This is a genomic window from Candidatus Pelagibacter sp. HIMB1695 (assembly GCF_052047655.1).
Classification (GTDB): Bacteria; Pseudomonadota; Alphaproteobacteria; order Pelagibacterales; family Pelagibacteraceae; genus Pelagibacter.
The window spans coordinates 189,547-205,200 of record NZ_JBNAJT010000002.1 but is presented as its reverse complement, the minus strand read 5'-3'; the positions used below and the strand labels follow the sequence as shown (position 1 = coordinate 205,200).

Genomic DNA, 15,654 nt, shown 5'->3' with positions numbered 1-15,654 from the left:
AAATTTTTTGTATTTTATTTAATTTTATCTAATAACCTAATCAATAAATTATTAAAAGCTAGAACTAGCTAAAAAAAATTTTAAATCAAAAAATATTTATTTAAAAATGCTCTAATTGATGGCTAGACATTAAACTAAGTCCATTTTCCTCGACTAAGTATTGTTGCTCTAGTTTAACACCTTCTTTACCGCCTACTTTTCCAATATAACTCTCAACTGTTATTGTCATATTTTTTTGAAAGGTTCCACTTCGCTCTCCACCATCTGTTGGATATCTAATTGCAGGCCACTCATCACACAAACCTATTCCATGCACCATTACAGAATATCTATTTGGGTAATACTCCTCTGGTAAAGTCCAAGATTTTTCAGTAAATTCTTTAAAAGATAATCCATCTTTAATCAGTCTTGAATTATAATCTATTTGTTCAACTGCCATTGAATATAATTTTTTTTGTTCATCGTTAAATTTATTTCCAACAACAAATGCACGAGATATATCTGCACAATATCCATAAGGGCCTACCATGTCTGTATCAAAAGAAACAACTTCTTTATCTTGGATAATTTTATTACTACATTCTTGCATCCAAGGATTTGTTCTTTCTCCTGAAGCTAACAACCGACATTCAATCCATTCACCATAATTTTCTATATTTGTTTGATGAAGAATTGACCATAATTCATTCTCAGTCATTCCAGGCTTTAATTGTTCTCTCATTTTAACAATACCCATTTCCGCAACATCTACTGCTGATCGCATACACTTAATTTCATCAACTGATTTAATTACTCTTGCTTGTTCTAAAATTAATTTAGCATCAACCACTTGAATGTTTTCTTTATTTAATGCTGAAACTGCAGGACCATTTAAAACATCAATGGCAATTTTTTTAGATTTAAAATATGAATTAGATAAATCTATAACTTCATTAACCCATTTTTTTAATTGTGCTTCTGATTGAACACCGTTACTAAAATAATCCCAAGTTATTGCAGGTCTCAACTCATCTATAAGATTTAAATGCTCCGATAATTTCTCACAATTAAAATATTCATAAAGTATTATTGGACCGTTAACTGGTACAAAACAATATCTTGTTAAATTATGCATATTATAAACACTCATGTTTACAGTATCTAGTGCATATCGAACATTCACAGGATCAAATAAAATACAGGCTTCTAAATTATTTTTTTCTAATTCTTTTCTAACTCTATCTAAACGGTATGATCTTAATTTATCAAAATCAATTTCATCTTCTCTTAATCTTTTTTTGGTAATAAAATTTTGTTTAGGTTTAAATTCTGGAGCTATTTTTCTACTAAATCTCATTTTGTAACTTTATAAATTCCTAGCCATGCATTGACATCTTTACTAGCTATGTAATCTGATTTAAAGAAATCTTTTTCCTCCCACAATCCTTTGTTTTTAAATTCATCTATTTTGGTATCAAAACTATATTTCTTAAAAATACCCTCATTTATAGTAAAACCAATATAACCACCTGATTTGGTAATTCTTAAAAATTCATCTAAAGCATTATTTTTGACATGACCAAACGTGAAGGTACCAACACATAACACACTATCATAAGTGTTATCTGCTTCGGGAATTTCTTTGTTTAAATCTAATTTACTTAATTTTTTGTAAAGGTTTTTTGGAACTGAATTTAAAAGATCTTGGGACAAGTCTATTCCATGAAAATTATTAAATCCAAATTTCTCTAATTCTTGAGCAACTAACCCAGTACCACATCCCGCATCGAGTATTAATGCATCTTTATTTTGCTGATGTTTATTAAAAGCTGCGGCTGTTTCTTTTGGACCTGTATAGTTCCAATCAATCATGTCTTTATTGTATTTGTTATTTTCAGCCCAATCTGCGTAATAATTCATTACGTCTTCTGTTTTGTCTAATTTATAAATGTTTAAATTTTTAGATACGTCTTTATCTTGATCAGACATTAACTTCTCATTTTTTGACCACTTGGATCGTAAAGTGGTTCTTTAATTATTGAGCAATTAAATAAATCTCCGTTTATCTCTACTTGAATTTTATTATCAGTTTCAATCTTTTTTTGATCAATAAAAGTAAAAGCAACACTTTTATTTACAAAATGAGCAAATCCACCTGAGGTTACGTAACCGATACTTTGATCTCCATTCATAACTGCCTCGTTATTGGTTACATCAATATCATTTGTTTCAACAATTAAAGGTGTAAGTTTATTTGAAGAGTTTTCTTTTTGCGCACTCTCTTTACCTATAAATTCTTTATCCCAATTAATAAAAGCATCTAAACCTGTCTCTTGTGCTGTAAAATCTGGTCTATAATCTAATGTCCAAGCTCCCCAGTTTTTCTCTAATCTCATCGACATTAGGGCTCTTCCACCAAAAGGTTTAATATTAAATTCTTTTCCAGCTTCCATTAATTCTTCATATAATTTTAATTGATAATGAGGTGCTACATAAATTTCATAACCAAGCTCTCCGGTAAATGAAATTCTATTTATTATTGCTGGAACTCCACCAACAAACATTCTTCTCGAGTCTCTAAATTTAAATTTTTCATTTGAAACATCATCTCTTACAATTTTTTCTAAAACCTTTCTTGAATTAGGTCCTGCAATAGATAGCCCATGGAACTCGTCAGATCTATTTTTATAATTTAAATTAAATTTATCTAAGTGACTTTCAAACCAACGTCTATGCATTTCTTGAGCAGCACCAGAACCAAATACCATAAATTCATTTTCATCTAAGCAAGCAACTGTTAAATCTCCACACAATTTCCCCCTATAAGATAACATTGGTGATAAAGATATTCTTCCAGGTTTAGGAAGTCTCCCAGCCATGATATGATCTAAAAATTTTCTAGCATCAGGTCCTTTGAACTCATGTTTTGAAAAATTTGCAACTTCAATCAAGCCAACATTCTCTCTTACATTAATAACTTCCTTTGAAACATAATCATGCGATCTAGATCTTTTAATAGTAGGCTCTTCATGAGCGTCTTCTTTATTATTTGCAAACCACAAAACATTTTCTAATCCAAAACTATCTCCCATGACAGCTCCTTCGTTTACAAAACGATCATAAAGTGCTGTTGTTTTTTGTTTTCTTCCTTTGGGTAAAGTTTCATTAGGAAAAGTCATAATAAATCTTCGTTCATAGTTTTCTGAAGATTTTATTGTTCCATATTGTGGTGATGCATAATCTCCAAAACGAGCAACATCCATTGCCCAAACATCAATTGAAGGTTCACCATCAATAATCCATTCAGCAATACATTTTCCAACACCACCTCCTTGGCAAAACCCAGCCATGACACCAACTGCAACCCAATAATTTTTCATTCCAGGTACTGGACCAATCAAAGGACTACCATCTGGACCAAAAGTAAAAGGTCCATTAACTATATTTTTTATTCCTGCACGCTCTAAGGCAGGCATTCTCTCAAACCCAATTGCTAATCGATCTTCAATATTATCTAACTTTGGCTCAAGTAACTCATGACCAAAATTCATTGGAGTTCCCTCTACTTTCCAAGGAGTTGATTTTGGCTCATAAGTTCCAAGCAACATCCCTTTTCCTTCTTGTCTAAAATAAATATTTCCCTCAAAATCTGTTCCAATAGGCAATCTTTGGTCACCCATTTCTTCAATTTCTGGAATAGGTTCAGTGATTAAATAATGATGTTCCATTGGCTGAACTGGAAGATTTAATCCTGCTAATTGACCAACTTCTCTTGCCCAAAGTCCTCCTGCATTAATTACTATTTCAGCATTAATGTTTCCTTTATCGGTAATGACATCCCAGGTTCCATCTTCTTTTTGTTTCGTGTCTTTAACAACTGTATGAGTGTAATATTTTCCACCATGTACTTTTGCAGCTTTTGCAAAAGCATAAGTAACTCCTGATGGATCAACTTCACCATCAATAGGATCCCATAAAGCTAACAAGTATCTAGACGGATCAATTAATGGATGTTTCTTTTTTACTTCTTCTAAAGAAATAAATTCTTGGTCAAGCCCCATGTATCTAGCTTTCGATCTTTCTCTCTTAAGATAGTCAGCCCAAACTTCATTTGATGCTAAATAAAAACCTCCACTAGGTTTAAATCCTGTTGAATGACCAGACTCTTTTTCAATCTCTTTATATAAACCAATTGTGTAAGCCATCATCCGAGAAATATTAGGATCAGAAGAAATTACATGAACATTTCCAGCAGCATGCCACGATGAACCTGAGGTTAGTTCATTTCTCTCAAGTAAAATACAATCTTTTAATCCAAATTTTGATAAATGATAAAGAATAGAGCATCCAACTACACCACCACCTATGATTACAACTTTGGCATGCTGTTCCATTAATATTTAATTTCCTTATTTACTTTTTTTAGAGATTTATCAGTACCATGATGAAAATGTTTACTCATATCAGGCATGTATTTCATTGAAATTGGTTTTTTACCAATTGCAACAGACATTTCTCTGACATGATGAGCTTCTGCACCACAACATATACCAATAAAATTTATTTTATTTTCAACACACTCTTTTGCAAATTCTGCCATTTCAAATCTGTTGCAAAATAAATTATCTAAAGCTACTGGAAATGCATTTCCACCAGGAATACAATTGCAACCATGATCAGTAATATTTAAAAAACCAGGTTCTTCCTCAGTAGTTCTATAAGGAACTGGAAGCCCTGATACATGACAAGAAACTTTGTCTCTAACTTTTTTTAAAAGTTTCATTGTCATCTCTGGTCCTCTGTAACAATTTAATCCAACTACATCAGCACCTAGATCTTCCATCATCTTACATGCATCTTCGGCGCTATGTCCTTCTCTAGTTTTATCACCTCTTGGAATTGCAAAATTACAAACTGCAATTAGTCCAGCGTCCTTAATTGCTTTTAATGCAATTTTCATTTCATCAGTCCAACTAATTGTTTCAGCAATAACAAAATCAACTCCAGCTTCTTTTGCCCAAGCAACTTGTTCTTCATACATTTGTTGACATTGTTTGTGAGTATTAGGATCCCCTGGATCAAACACATTTGTGTTTGCAACATCTCCACAAACCATCAAATCTAAATCTTTAAACTCAGCAGCAGCGTCTTTTGCAATTTTAAGAGCACCTTTTTGCATCGGTTCTAACAAATGTTCTTTGCCAATTATTCTTAGCTTTTCTCTATGACCATAATATGTAAATGCCTGAACAACATCTGACCCAGCTCTGATAAATTCTCGATGTAATTGAGTTACTACTTCAGGATGCTCTAACACAACCTCAGGAACAAATGGACCTGCTGAAAGATAACCTCTTCTTTCCATTGCAAAAAGGTATCCTTCTGCACACATGATAGGACCCTCATTTAACCTTGTAATTAAATCTTTTTTCATAATTTATCCTTTCATTTTGTTAAATTTGTTGCAACCCATTTGTGAAACATCAAAGTAGGTGTGTCCATTACAGGCGAAAAATTTCCACCATTATAAGCTGGGGAACTTCGCCCTTTTTGCATTCCTTCTATTGCAGTTACATCTTCATTCATAACTTCTTGCCAAAATGCAAAATTTTTTTCTCTTATCCCTTTAAACTCGTCGCTCGAAGCACTTTCATCTCCGATATAATATAATTCAAAGTGTTCTTTTGTCTGCTTGTTTGAAATTGGTTCTAACCAAAATGCATAAAAATGATCTATATGAATTCCCAACATTACATTTGGATATAATGATACATATTCTGACTTTTCAGAAAGTTCTGCTGGCCAATTTGGAAAACATTTAAATTTTATATTCCCATCGAACTGTTGTGAATATTTATCACTTCCTTGTCCTGAAAAATTAAAATTTTCATCTTCTATATGATAATGATCTGAAATATTTGAAACTCTATTTAATTCAGGATGTATCCAGGGCAAATGATAGCTTTCGCAATAATTCTCTATAGCAAATTTCCAATTACTATTTACGGTCATATTAAAGTAACCATTGTCAGAAGCATGTCTTATTAATTGTTGATCTTTTTTAGAAATAAACTTAGACCATCTATCTTCTAAAGGTTTAATAAATTCTTCAAATGGTTTTGCGTTAGAATTTATGTTGATGAAAATTAAATCCATCCAAACTTTTGATTTTATTTCTTGTAGGTTGCTATTATTTTTATCAAATCCTTCTACTTCATGTTTTCCTAGACCGCCTATATGAGGAGTAACTGCTAGTTTACCATTAAAATCATAAGACCATGAATGATAAGAGCACCTTATTACATTTTTTAATTTACATTCTTGGTCAACTAATTTGAAACCTCTGTGACTACAAACATTGTGAAATACTTTTACTTCGTTCTCTTTATTTCTAATTATTAATATTGGAATATCTAAAAGATTGAAAGGCTTTGCATCACCAGGATTTGGAACAGAGCTTGCAACACCAACCATCGTCCAATTATTTTTAAATACTTTTTCTTTTTCAAATTCTAAATAATCATCACTCAAATAACACTCATTAGGTAACCCATGAGCTTTTTCTATAGGATTTTTAACAACTTCTATTTTTTTAGGATCTAAGATGTCTGATAATTTTTTATTTAAATTCATAAACCTCCTTTAATTAATTAATTAAAAAATTAATTTAGGGTTTAAAAATTACGACTCTCTAATAATGATTTGCTGAAAAACTGTTTTGCAATTTAAAATATAAACAAACTCTTTGAAAAAAAAATTTGCTGAAAATTTCATTTAAAAAACATAACTAAATTTAATACATATTTAAAGACAATTTGACCTCAACTTATAATTGAATTTAATTTGCAATATTTCTCTCAATATGTTCAATTTAATTTTTAAATGAATCAAATATTGGGAGATATAATGAAAATTAAAAGAATACTTCTTTCCCTAGCAGTTGCTTTTGGTCTTACTTCTTTTGGAAGTGTGGCTAATGCTGCTTGTGGAAATATAACTATCGCTAATATGAACTGGGCCTCAGCAAACTTCATGGCTGAAGTTGATAAAATTATATTAGAAGAAGGTTATGGATGTTCTGTTGAATTGGTGCCAGGTGCAACAATGCCTACATTTACGTCTATGCAAGAAAAAGGTGAGCCAGATGTTGCTCCAGAATTTTGGGCTAATGCTGCAATAGTTGCTTTGAACAAAGCTGTTGATGAAGGCAAAATGCATTCAATCAACAAAGCTCCAATCACTGGTTTAGGTGAAGGTTGGTGGGTATTACCTGCAACTCTAGAAAAGCATCCTGAACTAACAACTGCTGCTGCAATTTTAGAAAGACCTGATCTATTTCCTCACCCAGAGGACCCTTCAAAAGGTGGCTTCCACATTTGCCCTCCTGGATGGAACTGTGAATTAAGTAACAGAAATCATTTTAGAGCCTGGGGCATGGAAGAAAAAGGTTGGGCAATTGTTGAAACTGGTTCTGCTGCAGGACTTGATGGTTCAATTGCTAAAGCTGCTGAAAGAGGAGAAAATTGGTTTGGTTACTATTGGTCACCAACAGCTTTAATCGGAAAATATGATATGAGAGCTGTAGACATGGGTGAATGGGGTGGTAAAGACAACTGGGACAACTGTATAGTTTTACCAGAACAAGAGTGTGCTGACCCTAAAAAAACTTCATGGGTTAAATCAGAAGTTTTCACTATCGTAACAGATAACTTCAAAAACACAGCTGGAAGTTCTGGTATGGATTATTTCAAAAAAAGAACTTATCCTGGTCCAGTGATGAACGGTATGTTGGTTTGGATGGGTGAAAACCAAGCAGAAGGTGCTGACGCTGCAATTGAATTCCTAAAAACACAAGAGGGTGTTTGGTCTAAGTGGGTTTCAAGTGACGCTGCTGCAAAAATTAAAAAAGCACTTTAATAAATAAAATTATCGAACCCGTTTAAAAACGGGTTCGATTTTAAAAAAAATTTATGGATTTCTTTACTAAAATTCCAGTAATGGATAGGACAGCTTTAAGAGAGCTAAAAAAAGGTATTGATTTTAGTTTTAAGGAATTTTCAAGAGCATATGGAGATGGAATAGAGAGTTTTTTTGATCCTCTATTATATTTTTTAATATGGTTAGAAAAACTTTTAGTAAATAGTCCTTGGCCAATTGTTATTGCAGTTTTTGCATTATTGGCATGGATTGGTTCAAGAAGTGTTAAACTTGTTATAGGTACAGTGGTATGTTTTGTTATAATTGGCTATTTTGGAATGTGGAAAAATTGTATGGCTACTGTAGCTATCATATCAGTTTCAACTTTAGTTTGTATCGTTGTTGGAATTCCAATTGGAATTTTAATGTCAAAGTCACAAAGAGCTGAAAAAGCAATTTTGCCAATATTAGATATGATGCAAACTATACCTAGTTTTGTTTACTTAATTCCAATTATTATGTTGCTCGGTATAGGAAAAGTTCCGGGGCTTTTAGCAGTTTGTATTTATGCTTTACCTCCAATTGTAAGACTAACAAATCTGGGGATCAGAGAAGTAGATAAAGAAACTTTAGAGGCGAGTGAGGCTTTTGGAGCAACTCCAATGCAGAAACTTAAATCAGTTCAAATTCCGTTGTCGCTTCCAACAATTTTTGCTGGAATTAACCAAACGATCATGATGGCTTTAGCAATGGTTGTGATTGCATCTATGATAGGTGTAAAAGGTCTTGGAGTGCCTATTTTACAAGCAATTTCTAACCAATATTTGGCATTAGGAATGATGAATGGTTTAGCAATTGTTGCCTTAGCAATTATCTTCGACAGGGTCACTCAGCAGTACGGACAAAGAATTCAAAAGCATAGAGGTCAGCTGAAGAAGTAACTTTGGCTCAAACGAATTTTCTAGACTCATATTTCAAAATCAATAAAGATCCGAAATATGAATTTTTCTTTGGAGATTAGTCCAAAAACAGATCTTGAAACTTTACCTTCATTAAGTGATGTCTATATCACTATGCTCCCAGGAGGAGATTATAAAGAAACTGCAGACAAAGCAGTAGAGCTTGTAAAAAAAGGATTTAATCCAGTTCCACATTTTCCAGCAAGGTCAATGCATAATGAAAATGAGCTTAAAGATTATGTTACAAGATGCAAAGATGGAGGAGTGAAGCAAGCACTAATTATTGGAGGAGGAAGAGAGCCCCTTGGAAAATTTGATAGTTCATTTCAACTTTTAGAAACAGGTTATTTTGAAAAAATGAAAATAGGAATAGCTGGACATCCTGAAGGGAGTCCTGATATATCCGACACAGATTTAGAAAAAGCAATGATAGATAAAAAGCCTTACGCTGATTATATAGTAACTCAATGGTTATTAGATCCTCAGCCTATCATTGATTTTATTTCTAAACAAAGCGTACCAGTGCATGTTGGAATCACTGGGCCTTTAAAAATATCTAGCTTAATTAAATTTGCTAATATTGTTGGGGCAAAAAATTCCTTAAACTTTCTTAAATCTAATTTTAGTAAGGCGTTAGATTTATTGAAACCTAAAGACCCTAATGATTTAATTGGGAAAGTTAAATCGCACACTGATAACTTCCACATTTATACATTCGGCGGCTTGAAGGAAACTAACAAGTGGTTGAGGGAGAATAGTTATGTCTAATGAATTTGACTATACTAAATTAAAACATGTTACTTCTGTTGATCAGTCAGACAGAGAAGTACCATACAACTTAAGACAAAGTGGGCCAACAAAAGTTGAAATGTTAATTTCAACAAGGGTAAGAAAATCACCTTATTGGCATTTATCAATGCAGGCAGGTTGTTGGAGAGCAACTGTATACAATCGTATTTATCACCCAAGAGGTTATGTAAAACCTGAAGATGGTGGAGCTATGGTTGAATACGATGCTATCGTAAACCATGTAACAATGTGGAACGTTGCTGTTGAAAGACAAATAAGAGTTAAAGGTCCAGATGCAGAAAAATTTACTGATTATGTGATCACTAGAGATGCAACTAAAATTTCACCAATGAGAGCAAGATATGTAATTCTATGTAATGCTTATGGTGGAGTTTTAAATGATCCAATTCTTTTAAGAATTTCTGAAGATGAATTTTGGTTTTCATTATCAGACTCTGATATTGGTTTATATCTTCAAGGTGTAAATGCAGATGGAAGATTTGATTGTAAAATTGAAGAAATTGATGTGAGCCCAGTTCAAATTCAAGGTCCTAAATCAAAAGCATTAATGAAAGATTTATGTGGAGATCAAGTAGATTTTGATAACATGCCTTTCTATGGTCTGGCTGAAGCAAAAGTTGGGGGAAGAGATGTTGTAATTTCACAATCTGGTTTCTCAGGAGAAGCTGGTTATGAAATTTACCTAAGAAACTCTACTTTATATGCTGAGGATATGTGGAATGCTGTACTTGAAGCTGGAAAAAAACACAGCTTGATGGTCATTGCTCCTGCTCACCACAGAAGAATTCAAGCAGGAATTCTTTCATGGGGACAAGACATGGATCAACAACACAATCCGTTCCAATGTAATTTAGGTTATCAAGTTTCTTTGTCTGGAAAAGGAGAATGGAACAAAACTGCTGATTATGTTGGTAAGGCTGCACTAGAAAAGATGAAAGAAGAATTGAAAGCAGGTAAAAAACCATACAAGCTTCAACTAGTTGGTATGGAATTAGGTGGTAAACCTATTGATAATTATGCCCCTGACTTTTGGTTAGTTTCTCCTGAAAGTGGTGGAGATCCAGTAGGATTTTTAACATCACCATGGTGGCATCCTGAAAAGAAAACGAACATTGCAATGGGATATGTTCCTTTCGATGGAACATTAAATGCTAATGGTTTTCCAAAAGGAAAAGTAGGAACTAAATTTAAAGTTCATTTACCTGCAGAATATTCAGAAACTCCGGGCACGCCTGTTGATGCTGTTGTAGTGGATATTCCATTCAAAGAGTCTTTCAACGCAAATACAAGAGAAGTTGTAGAAGGCTAAATTTATTTTAGGGGGAGTGATTTAAACTCCCCCAAAATTCAATGACAAAAGGGTTTCTAATCGCAGTTTGCATTATTATTGCGATTGCTTTAATAGTATTTCCATTAATCGTTTCTTACAAAGCTCAAAGAAATAAAAAAGATAAAAATTAATGTTTGGTGAATTTTTAAATATCGTTTTCAAATCAATAAAATTAGATAAGACGCTTTATTCTGATAACAAAAATTTTGGTGAAGCTTCCATATATTTTGCAGGCTTAATAATGATTTTAGATGGAGTTGCTGGTGCAGTAGCGGCTAACACTGTAATTAAAACTGCAATAGGAATGTCAGGTCTAACAGCAATAGTTACTTGGTTAATATGGGCAATTTTCATTTTTGTAATAGGTGTTAAACTTTTTCCAGATAAACAAACTAAAGTATCATTTAAAAAAGTTCTAACCGCAGTTGGTTTTGCTCATGCTCCTGGTTTATTAAGATTTTTTGCAGTAACTCCAGATTTAATGATACCTATAATTTTTCTTACTCAATTTTGGATTTTTGCAGGTTTGATCATTTCAACAAAAGAAATTTTAAATTTAAAATCTAACTTTAAATCTTTTGGTATAGTCTTATTATCTTTTTTAATAATAGCTTTTCTATCAATTACTTTCGTAATGAGTAGAATGAACATGCTTCCAACTAATCAGATTAGCTAGATTGGAAAAATAGTTTTTGAAACTCTACAAGATTTACAAATTTTAAAACCAGTTAAGATTAAATTTTGAGATACACTCTCATCCTCTTCTTTACATTCATCACAAATATTATTTAAATCTTCACTGTATTCTTGATCCTTAATTTCATCAAAATTATCAGTCATTATCTGTTAGGCCTGCACCTGCCCCACCTTGTTTTAAACTCTCGGATTCTTCAACAAAAGTATCTTCTGATAATTTGTACAAATTCTTCCACTCTTCCTCTGAAAAGTTATCAATATTTTCCAGAAAACTGATTTCTAAATGATTTGCAACAGTCGGAAATTCGTTATTAGCAATATTAGAATAGATATTTAAATTCAAATTTAAAATAATTTCTTTTTTATCAAGATTTAGATGAATTTTTTTACCAATAATTTCTGATGCTCTACTTACAAAAGCTAAAAATATTGAAGGGTAAGCAACGTTATTTAGTTCTATTTTTTTCAAGAATTCTAAAGATTTTGATTGATCTAAAAAACTAACTCCGAGGATTATTGGACAATAAGATTTTTCTGAAGTTTGATTTTTTTCTAATATTAGATTTAAATTTTGAAAACTATTTTCTTTTCTTTCAGAAAAATATTTATTTATGTGCTTTACACCTGGAAGACCAAAGGATTCTAATAGTCTTACGCACTTTGCTGTTTCTTCAGCAACTCCCCATGAATATCCACTAGCTTTAGTTGCTCTTTTAACAGTAGTTTCAATTTCACTTAATGATTTCATGTTAAATGCTAGTTTTATAAACCCACTGCTCATCGTAATTTTTTAATTCATGAGGTAAGGGCGCTCCTTGAAACATACAAATTCTCAACCACTTGTCAGATCTTGGGTCAAATTTTAAAGCTCCAAAGAAAGATAGCTTCAATCTCAACATATCAATAGGCATTATGTTTTTACCAATTGTATTATCTTGAATTTCTGAATAAGGGAATTTTTCAACTATGAAAACTCTTCTAATAACATGTCTTAAATCAGAGTTTTTTATTAAAAAGTCAGATACACTTTGACTATTTTTAGAAACCAATAATATTTCATAAAGTTTTTTTATGTCTCTCGCTATAGCTAAAGGTTGTTCTAATTCTGAACCATGTTCTTCAAATCTATCAGCTAATCTTGGCTCTTCTTTATTTTTTGATATAAACCAAAAATTTTGATTATTTTCTTTTTTTTCAAAATTAATTTCTAAAATATTTGGATATTTTTTCTCAATTATATTTCTTAAATCTTCAACAGTTCGATGAGCTGGTATATTAAAATATTTTTCTTCATCAGAGCTCATTTCTTTTACTAAAGGTTCAGTTATTTCACTATATGGCTCCATCATAATCGACACTACATACTCAATACATTCTTCACACGTTTGTTTCTCTAGCCACTCATAAATACTATTAAAAGGATATTCCCTTGTAAAATCAAAATCATTCTCAATAAATTTTAAAAATTTTTGAACATCTTTCAGTAGATTATTAATTTTATTTTTTTGATATTCACTATCAGTGTTCCAGCTTGTGATATTTGTTAGTGATTTTTTTACACAATCAATAAAAAGTTCACTATCATTTTTATTTACATCTTTAATTTCTCTAATTTTTTTTAAAGCTATTTCTCTACTTAAGATCCAGTTATTTAAAAGTGTTGGATGATTAACAATAAAAGGTGCCATTCCTAATCCAGTAGAATTTCCAATACCTAGATTTTTAGAGATTTGCTCGTCTAGTTTGACTGCTTTTTTTGGGTTCTTATGATAAGCAACATGATTTACTTGGTCAAAAGTGAACTGTCTTACAAGATAAACCAGCATCATTTCTAATCTAAATGGTCCGTTAATTTCCTCACGATTTTTTATTCTAAACCTATCTGCTAAACCAAATTTACCAGATCCATAAACAGCTGTAGTTCTGTATAAATAACCAACTTTTGATAATAAATTCAAATCTGGTTGCAATCCTTGACTTAAACTCTCTGTTACATGATTAAATAAACGTACAGATTTATTCGCTCTTGATAATGTAAGTTCTTTATAAGAAAGTCTTCCAACTTCTTGTTTGGGAACTTCATTTTTTAATCTTTCAATATCTTTTTTTCCTGGTACACCATCATGAAGTGTAAAAGCTGCATCCCACTTAGTAGCTATAACCCTGTCTGATCTTTCTTCATCTTCTATATGATTTGCAAAACAAACTAATGAATAAACTCTTTTGTCTTTTTTAAATGAATAAACTGCCTCACCATAACCATTTTCATCTAAATTAAACAAATCTTGTTTATATTCCCAGTCTTTAAATTCATTCAAAAAGCTTCTTAAAAAAGATAGTTTCGATTGATGAAAAGATCCCAAACGAGATAATTTCATAATAGTATTTGGATCTCTTAGTTCTACTTGCATAACTTAAATTGATTTATAAAAATTGTACCAATTATTTCCTAGTATTCCATGTGTCTCATCATCTGAAAATCCAATCTTTTTGAGACCTTTTTCTATATTTGTAAATCCTCTTGTGTCTTCAAACCAATCAGGTTGTTTTGGAAAGCCTGGTTTATTTTTTGATCCTTCTCCGTAATTTTTAGTTTTGGTCCAAGTACCATTTCTCATCCACTCAACTACGCTGTCGGGTTGATCAAGACAAAGATCTGACCCTATACCAATTTTACTTGCTCCCATAATTTCTGCAGTCTTTGCCACCATTTCACAAAAACTATCAAGAGTACAATTAGTATTTTCTTTCAAGTGATGTGGATATAAAGATAAACCTAACATTCCTCCACTATCACTGAGCATCTTAAGCAAATCTGAAGACTTGTTTCTTTTTGCAGCATGCCAAAAAGAAGGGTTTGCATGTGTAATCGCAATTGGTTTTTCACTTATTTCAATTGCATCCATTGTACTTTTTTCTGCAGAATGAGACATATCAACAACGATACCTACCCTATTCATTTCTTTTATTGCCTCTCTTCCAAAATTAGTCACTCCACTATCAATTTTTTCATAACAACCGGTAGCAAGAAGAGATTGATTGTTGTAAGTTAGTTGCATAAATCGACATCCAAGTTCATGGACTTTTTCAACCAAACCTATGTCATCCTCAATTGGTGAACAATTTTGAAAACCAAAAAATATTGCAGTTTTATTTTCAAGCTTTGCTTTTTCAATATCTCTAAAATCTTTCCCTAGAAATATAAGATCAGAATTTGCTTCAAAAATTTTTTCCCACTTATTTAATTCTATTAGTAGCTCATCATAATCTTCATGATAAACTATAGTTACATGAACTGCATCTAAACCTGCAGCTCTGTTTGTTTCAAAAATTTTTCTAGACCAATTGCAATATTGCAAATTATCGATTTTAAAATTCATAACGAAATAAGATTAATCAATCTAAATTGAAATACTATTAATTTTATTGAAATTTTTGATTAATTTTGAAATAAACAATAAAGTCATTTTCATGAAAAAAAATACTAACAAAAAAGTTTCAATAGTTATGGGTAGTCAATCAGACTACAAAACTATGAAATTAGCAAAAAAAACTCTTAAACAATTAGGTGTCTCGTTTGAAACTAAAATTGTTTCTGCTCATCGTACCCCAAAGAGAATGTACGATTTTGCATTAAAGGCAGAAAAAAACAATATCGGGGTAATTATTGCTGGAGCTGGTGGATCAGCACATTTGCCGGGAATGATTTCTGCATTAACTCAAATTCCAGTTTTGGGTGTGCCGATTGAAAGTAAAAAATTAAAAGGTTTAGATAGTTTGCTTTCAATTGCTCAAATGCCAAAAGGGATTCCTGTCGGTACTTTAGCAATTGGAGAGGATGGCGCTATTAATGCTGCATTACTTGCAGCTGAAATAATGGCTATTAATAATTCATCGATCAAAAATAAGTTAAAAAGTTGGAGATCAAAGCAAAGTAAATCTGTTAAAAGAGCTCCAAAATAA

The 15,654-nt window shown here is 31.8% G+C and carries 15 protein-coding genes; 6 read left to right on the top strand and 9 right to left on the bottom strand.

What is annotated here, in order from left to right; translation table 11 throughout:
- Nucleotides 1-100: 100 nt before the first annotated feature.
- Genes ACTTAX_RS07465 through ACTTAX_RS07445 form a run of 5 tightly spaced genes read right to left on the bottom strand, consistent with a single transcriptional unit; the run spans nucleotide 101 to nucleotide 6,612 of the window.
- Nucleotides 101-1,336 (bottom strand): M24 family metallopeptidase, encoded by a 1,236-nt coding sequence (locus ACTTAX_RS07465; protein WP_440694006.1) that lies wholly within the window; start codon nucleotides 1,334-1,336, stop codon nucleotides 101-103.
- Complete coding sequence (locus tag ACTTAX_RS07460) at nucleotides 1,333-1,968, bottom strand: class I SAM-dependent DNA methyltransferase (protein ID WP_440694005.1); 636 nt, start codon at nucleotides 1,966-1,968, stop codon at nucleotides 1,333-1,335. The genes ACTTAX_RS07465 and ACTTAX_RS07460 overlap by 4 nt, the downstream gene beginning before the upstream one ends.
- Entirely contained in the window at nucleotides 1,968-4,373 is a 2,406-nt protein-coding gene (locus ACTTAX_RS07455) for a GcvT family protein (protein ID WP_440694004.1), read from the bottom strand. Before ACTTAX_RS07455 ends, ACTTAX_RS07460 begins: the two co-directional genes overlap by 1 nt.
- On the bottom strand, nucleotides 4,373-5,413 hold the full coding sequence (locus tag ACTTAX_RS07450; protein ID WP_440694003.1) for a homocysteine S-methyltransferase family protein: 1,041 nt from the start codon (nucleotides 5,411-5,413) through the stop codon (nucleotides 4,373-4,375). The genes ACTTAX_RS07455 and ACTTAX_RS07450 overlap by 1 nt, the downstream gene beginning before the upstream one ends.
- An 11-nt stretch (nucleotides 5,414-5,424) precedes the next feature.
- Nucleotides 5,425-6,612: an aromatic ring-hydroxylating oxygenase subunit alpha gene (locus ACTTAX_RS07445; RefSeq protein WP_440694002.1), complete on the bottom strand. Its 1,188-nt coding sequence runs from the start codon at nucleotides 6,610-6,612 to the stop codon at nucleotides 5,425-5,427.
- A gap of 273 nt (nucleotides 6,613-6,885) precedes the next feature.
- On the opposite strand from ACTTAX_RS07445, the gene ACTTAX_RS07440 reads away from it, so the two are divergent.
- The 5 genes from ACTTAX_RS07440 to ACTTAX_RS07420 all read left to right on the top strand — a co-directional run bounded on the left by ACTTAX_RS07440 (nucleotide 6,886) and on the right by ACTTAX_RS07420 (nucleotide 11,671).
- On the top strand, nucleotides 6,886-7,896 hold the full coding sequence (locus tag ACTTAX_RS07440; RefSeq protein WP_440694001.1) for a glycine betaine ABC transporter substrate-binding protein: 1,011 nt from the start codon (nucleotides 6,886-6,888) through the stop codon (nucleotides 7,894-7,896).
- A 53-nt stretch (nucleotides 7,897-7,949) separates the two neighbouring features.
- On the top strand, nucleotides 7,950-8,837 hold the full coding sequence (locus tag ACTTAX_RS07435; RefSeq protein WP_440678017.1) for an ABC transporter permease: 888 nt from the start codon (nucleotides 7,950-7,952) through the stop codon (nucleotides 8,835-8,837).
- Nucleotides 8,838-8,894: 57 nt separating this feature from the next.
- A complete protein-coding gene (locus tag ACTTAX_RS07430) occupies nucleotides 8,895-9,623 on the top strand; it encodes a methylenetetrahydrofolate reductase (RefSeq protein ID WP_440694000.1) in 729 nt (242 codons plus the stop codon).
- Nucleotides 9,616-10,974: an aminomethyl transferase family protein gene (locus ACTTAX_RS07425; protein WP_440693999.1), complete on the top strand. Its 1,359-nt coding sequence runs from the start codon at nucleotides 9,616-9,618 to the stop codon at nucleotides 10,972-10,974. The genes ACTTAX_RS07430 and ACTTAX_RS07425 overlap by 8 nt, the downstream gene beginning before the upstream one ends.
- Nucleotides 10,975-11,125: 151 nt before the next feature.
- Nucleotides 11,126-11,671: a hypothetical protein gene (locus ACTTAX_RS07420; RefSeq protein ID WP_440647564.1), complete on the top strand. Its 546-nt coding sequence runs from the start codon at nucleotides 11,126-11,128 to the stop codon at nucleotides 11,669-11,671.
- On the opposite strand, the gene ACTTAX_RS07415 is transcribed toward ACTTAX_RS07420, so the two are convergent.
- The 4 genes from ACTTAX_RS07415 to ACTTAX_RS07400 are packed head-to-tail and all read right to left on the bottom strand — an operon-like array spanning nucleotide 11,668 to nucleotide 15,071.
- Nucleotides 11,668-11,835 carry a hypothetical protein gene (locus ACTTAX_RS07415; protein ID WP_440647563.1) on the bottom strand — a complete coding sequence of 56 codons (168 nt, stop codon included), beginning with the start codon at nucleotides 11,833-11,835 and terminating at the stop codon, nucleotides 11,668-11,670. The genes ACTTAX_RS07420 and ACTTAX_RS07415 overlap by 4 nt on opposite strands.
- On the bottom strand, nucleotides 11,828-12,472 hold the full coding sequence (locus ACTTAX_RS07410) for a DUF3726 domain-containing protein (protein WP_440693998.1): 645 nt from the start codon (nucleotides 12,470-12,472) through the stop codon (nucleotides 11,828-11,830). Before ACTTAX_RS07410 ends, ACTTAX_RS07415 begins: the two co-directional genes overlap by 8 nt.
- Nucleotides 12,441-14,102, bottom strand: a complete 1,662-nt coding sequence (locus tag ACTTAX_RS07405) for a hypothetical protein (protein ID WP_440693997.1) — start codon at nucleotides 14,100-14,102, stop codon at nucleotides 12,441-12,443. Before ACTTAX_RS07405 ends, ACTTAX_RS07410 begins: the two co-directional genes overlap by 32 nt.
- A gap of 3 nt (nucleotides 14,103-14,105) precedes the next feature.
- The gene (locus ACTTAX_RS07400) at nucleotides 14,106-15,071 is read right to left on the bottom strand and encodes a membrane dipeptidase (RefSeq protein WP_440693996.1); all 966 of its coding nucleotides are present in this window, start codon (nucleotides 15,069-15,071) and stop codon (nucleotides 14,106-14,108) included.
- Nucleotides 15,072-15,162: 91 nt separating this feature from the next.
- Here ACTTAX_RS07400 and purE point away from each other — a divergent pair, with 91 nt between their 5' ends.
- Nucleotides 15,163-15,654, top strand: a complete 492-nt coding sequence (gene purE, locus ACTTAX_RS07395; RefSeq protein WP_440693995.1) for a 5-(carboxyamino)imidazole ribonucleotide mutase — start codon at nucleotides 15,163-15,165, stop codon at nucleotides 15,652-15,654.

What these genes read in the sequence shown, in the direction of transcription:
- ACTTAX_RS07465 (WP_440694006.1), bottom strand. Translation starts at nt 1,336, where the DNA reads ATGAGATTTAGTAGAAAAATAGCTCCAGAATTTAAACCTAAACAAAAT.
- ACTTAX_RS07460 (WP_440694005.1), bottom strand. Translation starts at nt 1,968, where the DNA reads ATGTCTGATCAAGATAAAGACGTATCTAAAAATTTAAACATTTATAAA.
- ACTTAX_RS07455 (WP_440694004.1), bottom strand. Translation starts at nt 4,373, where the DNA reads ATGGAACAGCATGCCAAAGTTGTAATCATAGGTGGTGGTGTAGTTGGA.
- ACTTAX_RS07450 (WP_440694003.1), bottom strand. Translation starts at nt 5,413, where the DNA reads ATGAAAAAAGATTTAATTACAAGGTTAAATGAGGGTCCTATCATGTGT.
- ACTTAX_RS07445 (WP_440694002.1), bottom strand. Translation starts at nt 6,612, where the DNA reads ATGAATTTAAATAAAAAATTATCAGACATCTTAGATCCTAAAAAAATA.
- ACTTAX_RS07440 (WP_440694001.1), top strand. Translation starts at nt 6,886, where the DNA reads ATGAAAATTAAAAGAATACTTCTTTCCCTAGCAGTTGCTTTTGGTCTT.
- ACTTAX_RS07435 (WP_440678017.1), top strand. Translation starts at nt 7,950, where the DNA reads ATGGATTTCTTTACTAAAATTCCAGTAATGGATAGGACAGCTTTAAGA.
- ACTTAX_RS07430 (WP_440694000.1), top strand. Translation starts at nt 8,895, where the DNA reads ATGAATTTTTCTTTGGAGATTAGTCCAAAAACAGATCTTGAAACTTTA.
- ACTTAX_RS07425 (WP_440693999.1), top strand. Translation starts at nt 9,616, where the DNA reads ATGTCTAATGAATTTGACTATACTAAATTAAAACATGTTACTTCTGTT.
- ACTTAX_RS07420 (WP_440647564.1), top strand. Translation starts at nt 11,126, where the DNA reads ATGTTTGGTGAATTTTTAAATATCGTTTTCAAATCAATAAAATTAGAT.
- ACTTAX_RS07415 (WP_440647563.1), bottom strand. Translation starts at nt 11,835, where the DNA reads ATGACTGATAATTTTGATGAAATTAAGGATCAAGAATACAGTGAAGAT.
- ACTTAX_RS07410 (WP_440693998.1), bottom strand. Translation starts at nt 12,472, where the DNA reads ATGAGCAGTGGGTTTATAAAACTAGCATTTAACATGAAATCATTAAGT.
- ACTTAX_RS07405 (WP_440693997.1), bottom strand. Translation starts at nt 14,102, where the DNA reads ATGCAAGTAGAACTAAGAGATCCAAATACTATTATGAAATTATCTCGT.
- ACTTAX_RS07400 (WP_440693996.1), bottom strand. Translation starts at nt 15,071, where the DNA reads ATGAATTTTAAAATCGATAATTTGCAATATTGCAATTGGTCTAGAAAA.
- purE (WP_440693995.1), top strand. Translation starts at nt 15,163, where the DNA reads ATGAAAAAAAATACTAACAAAAAAGTTTCAATAGTTATGGGTAGTCAA.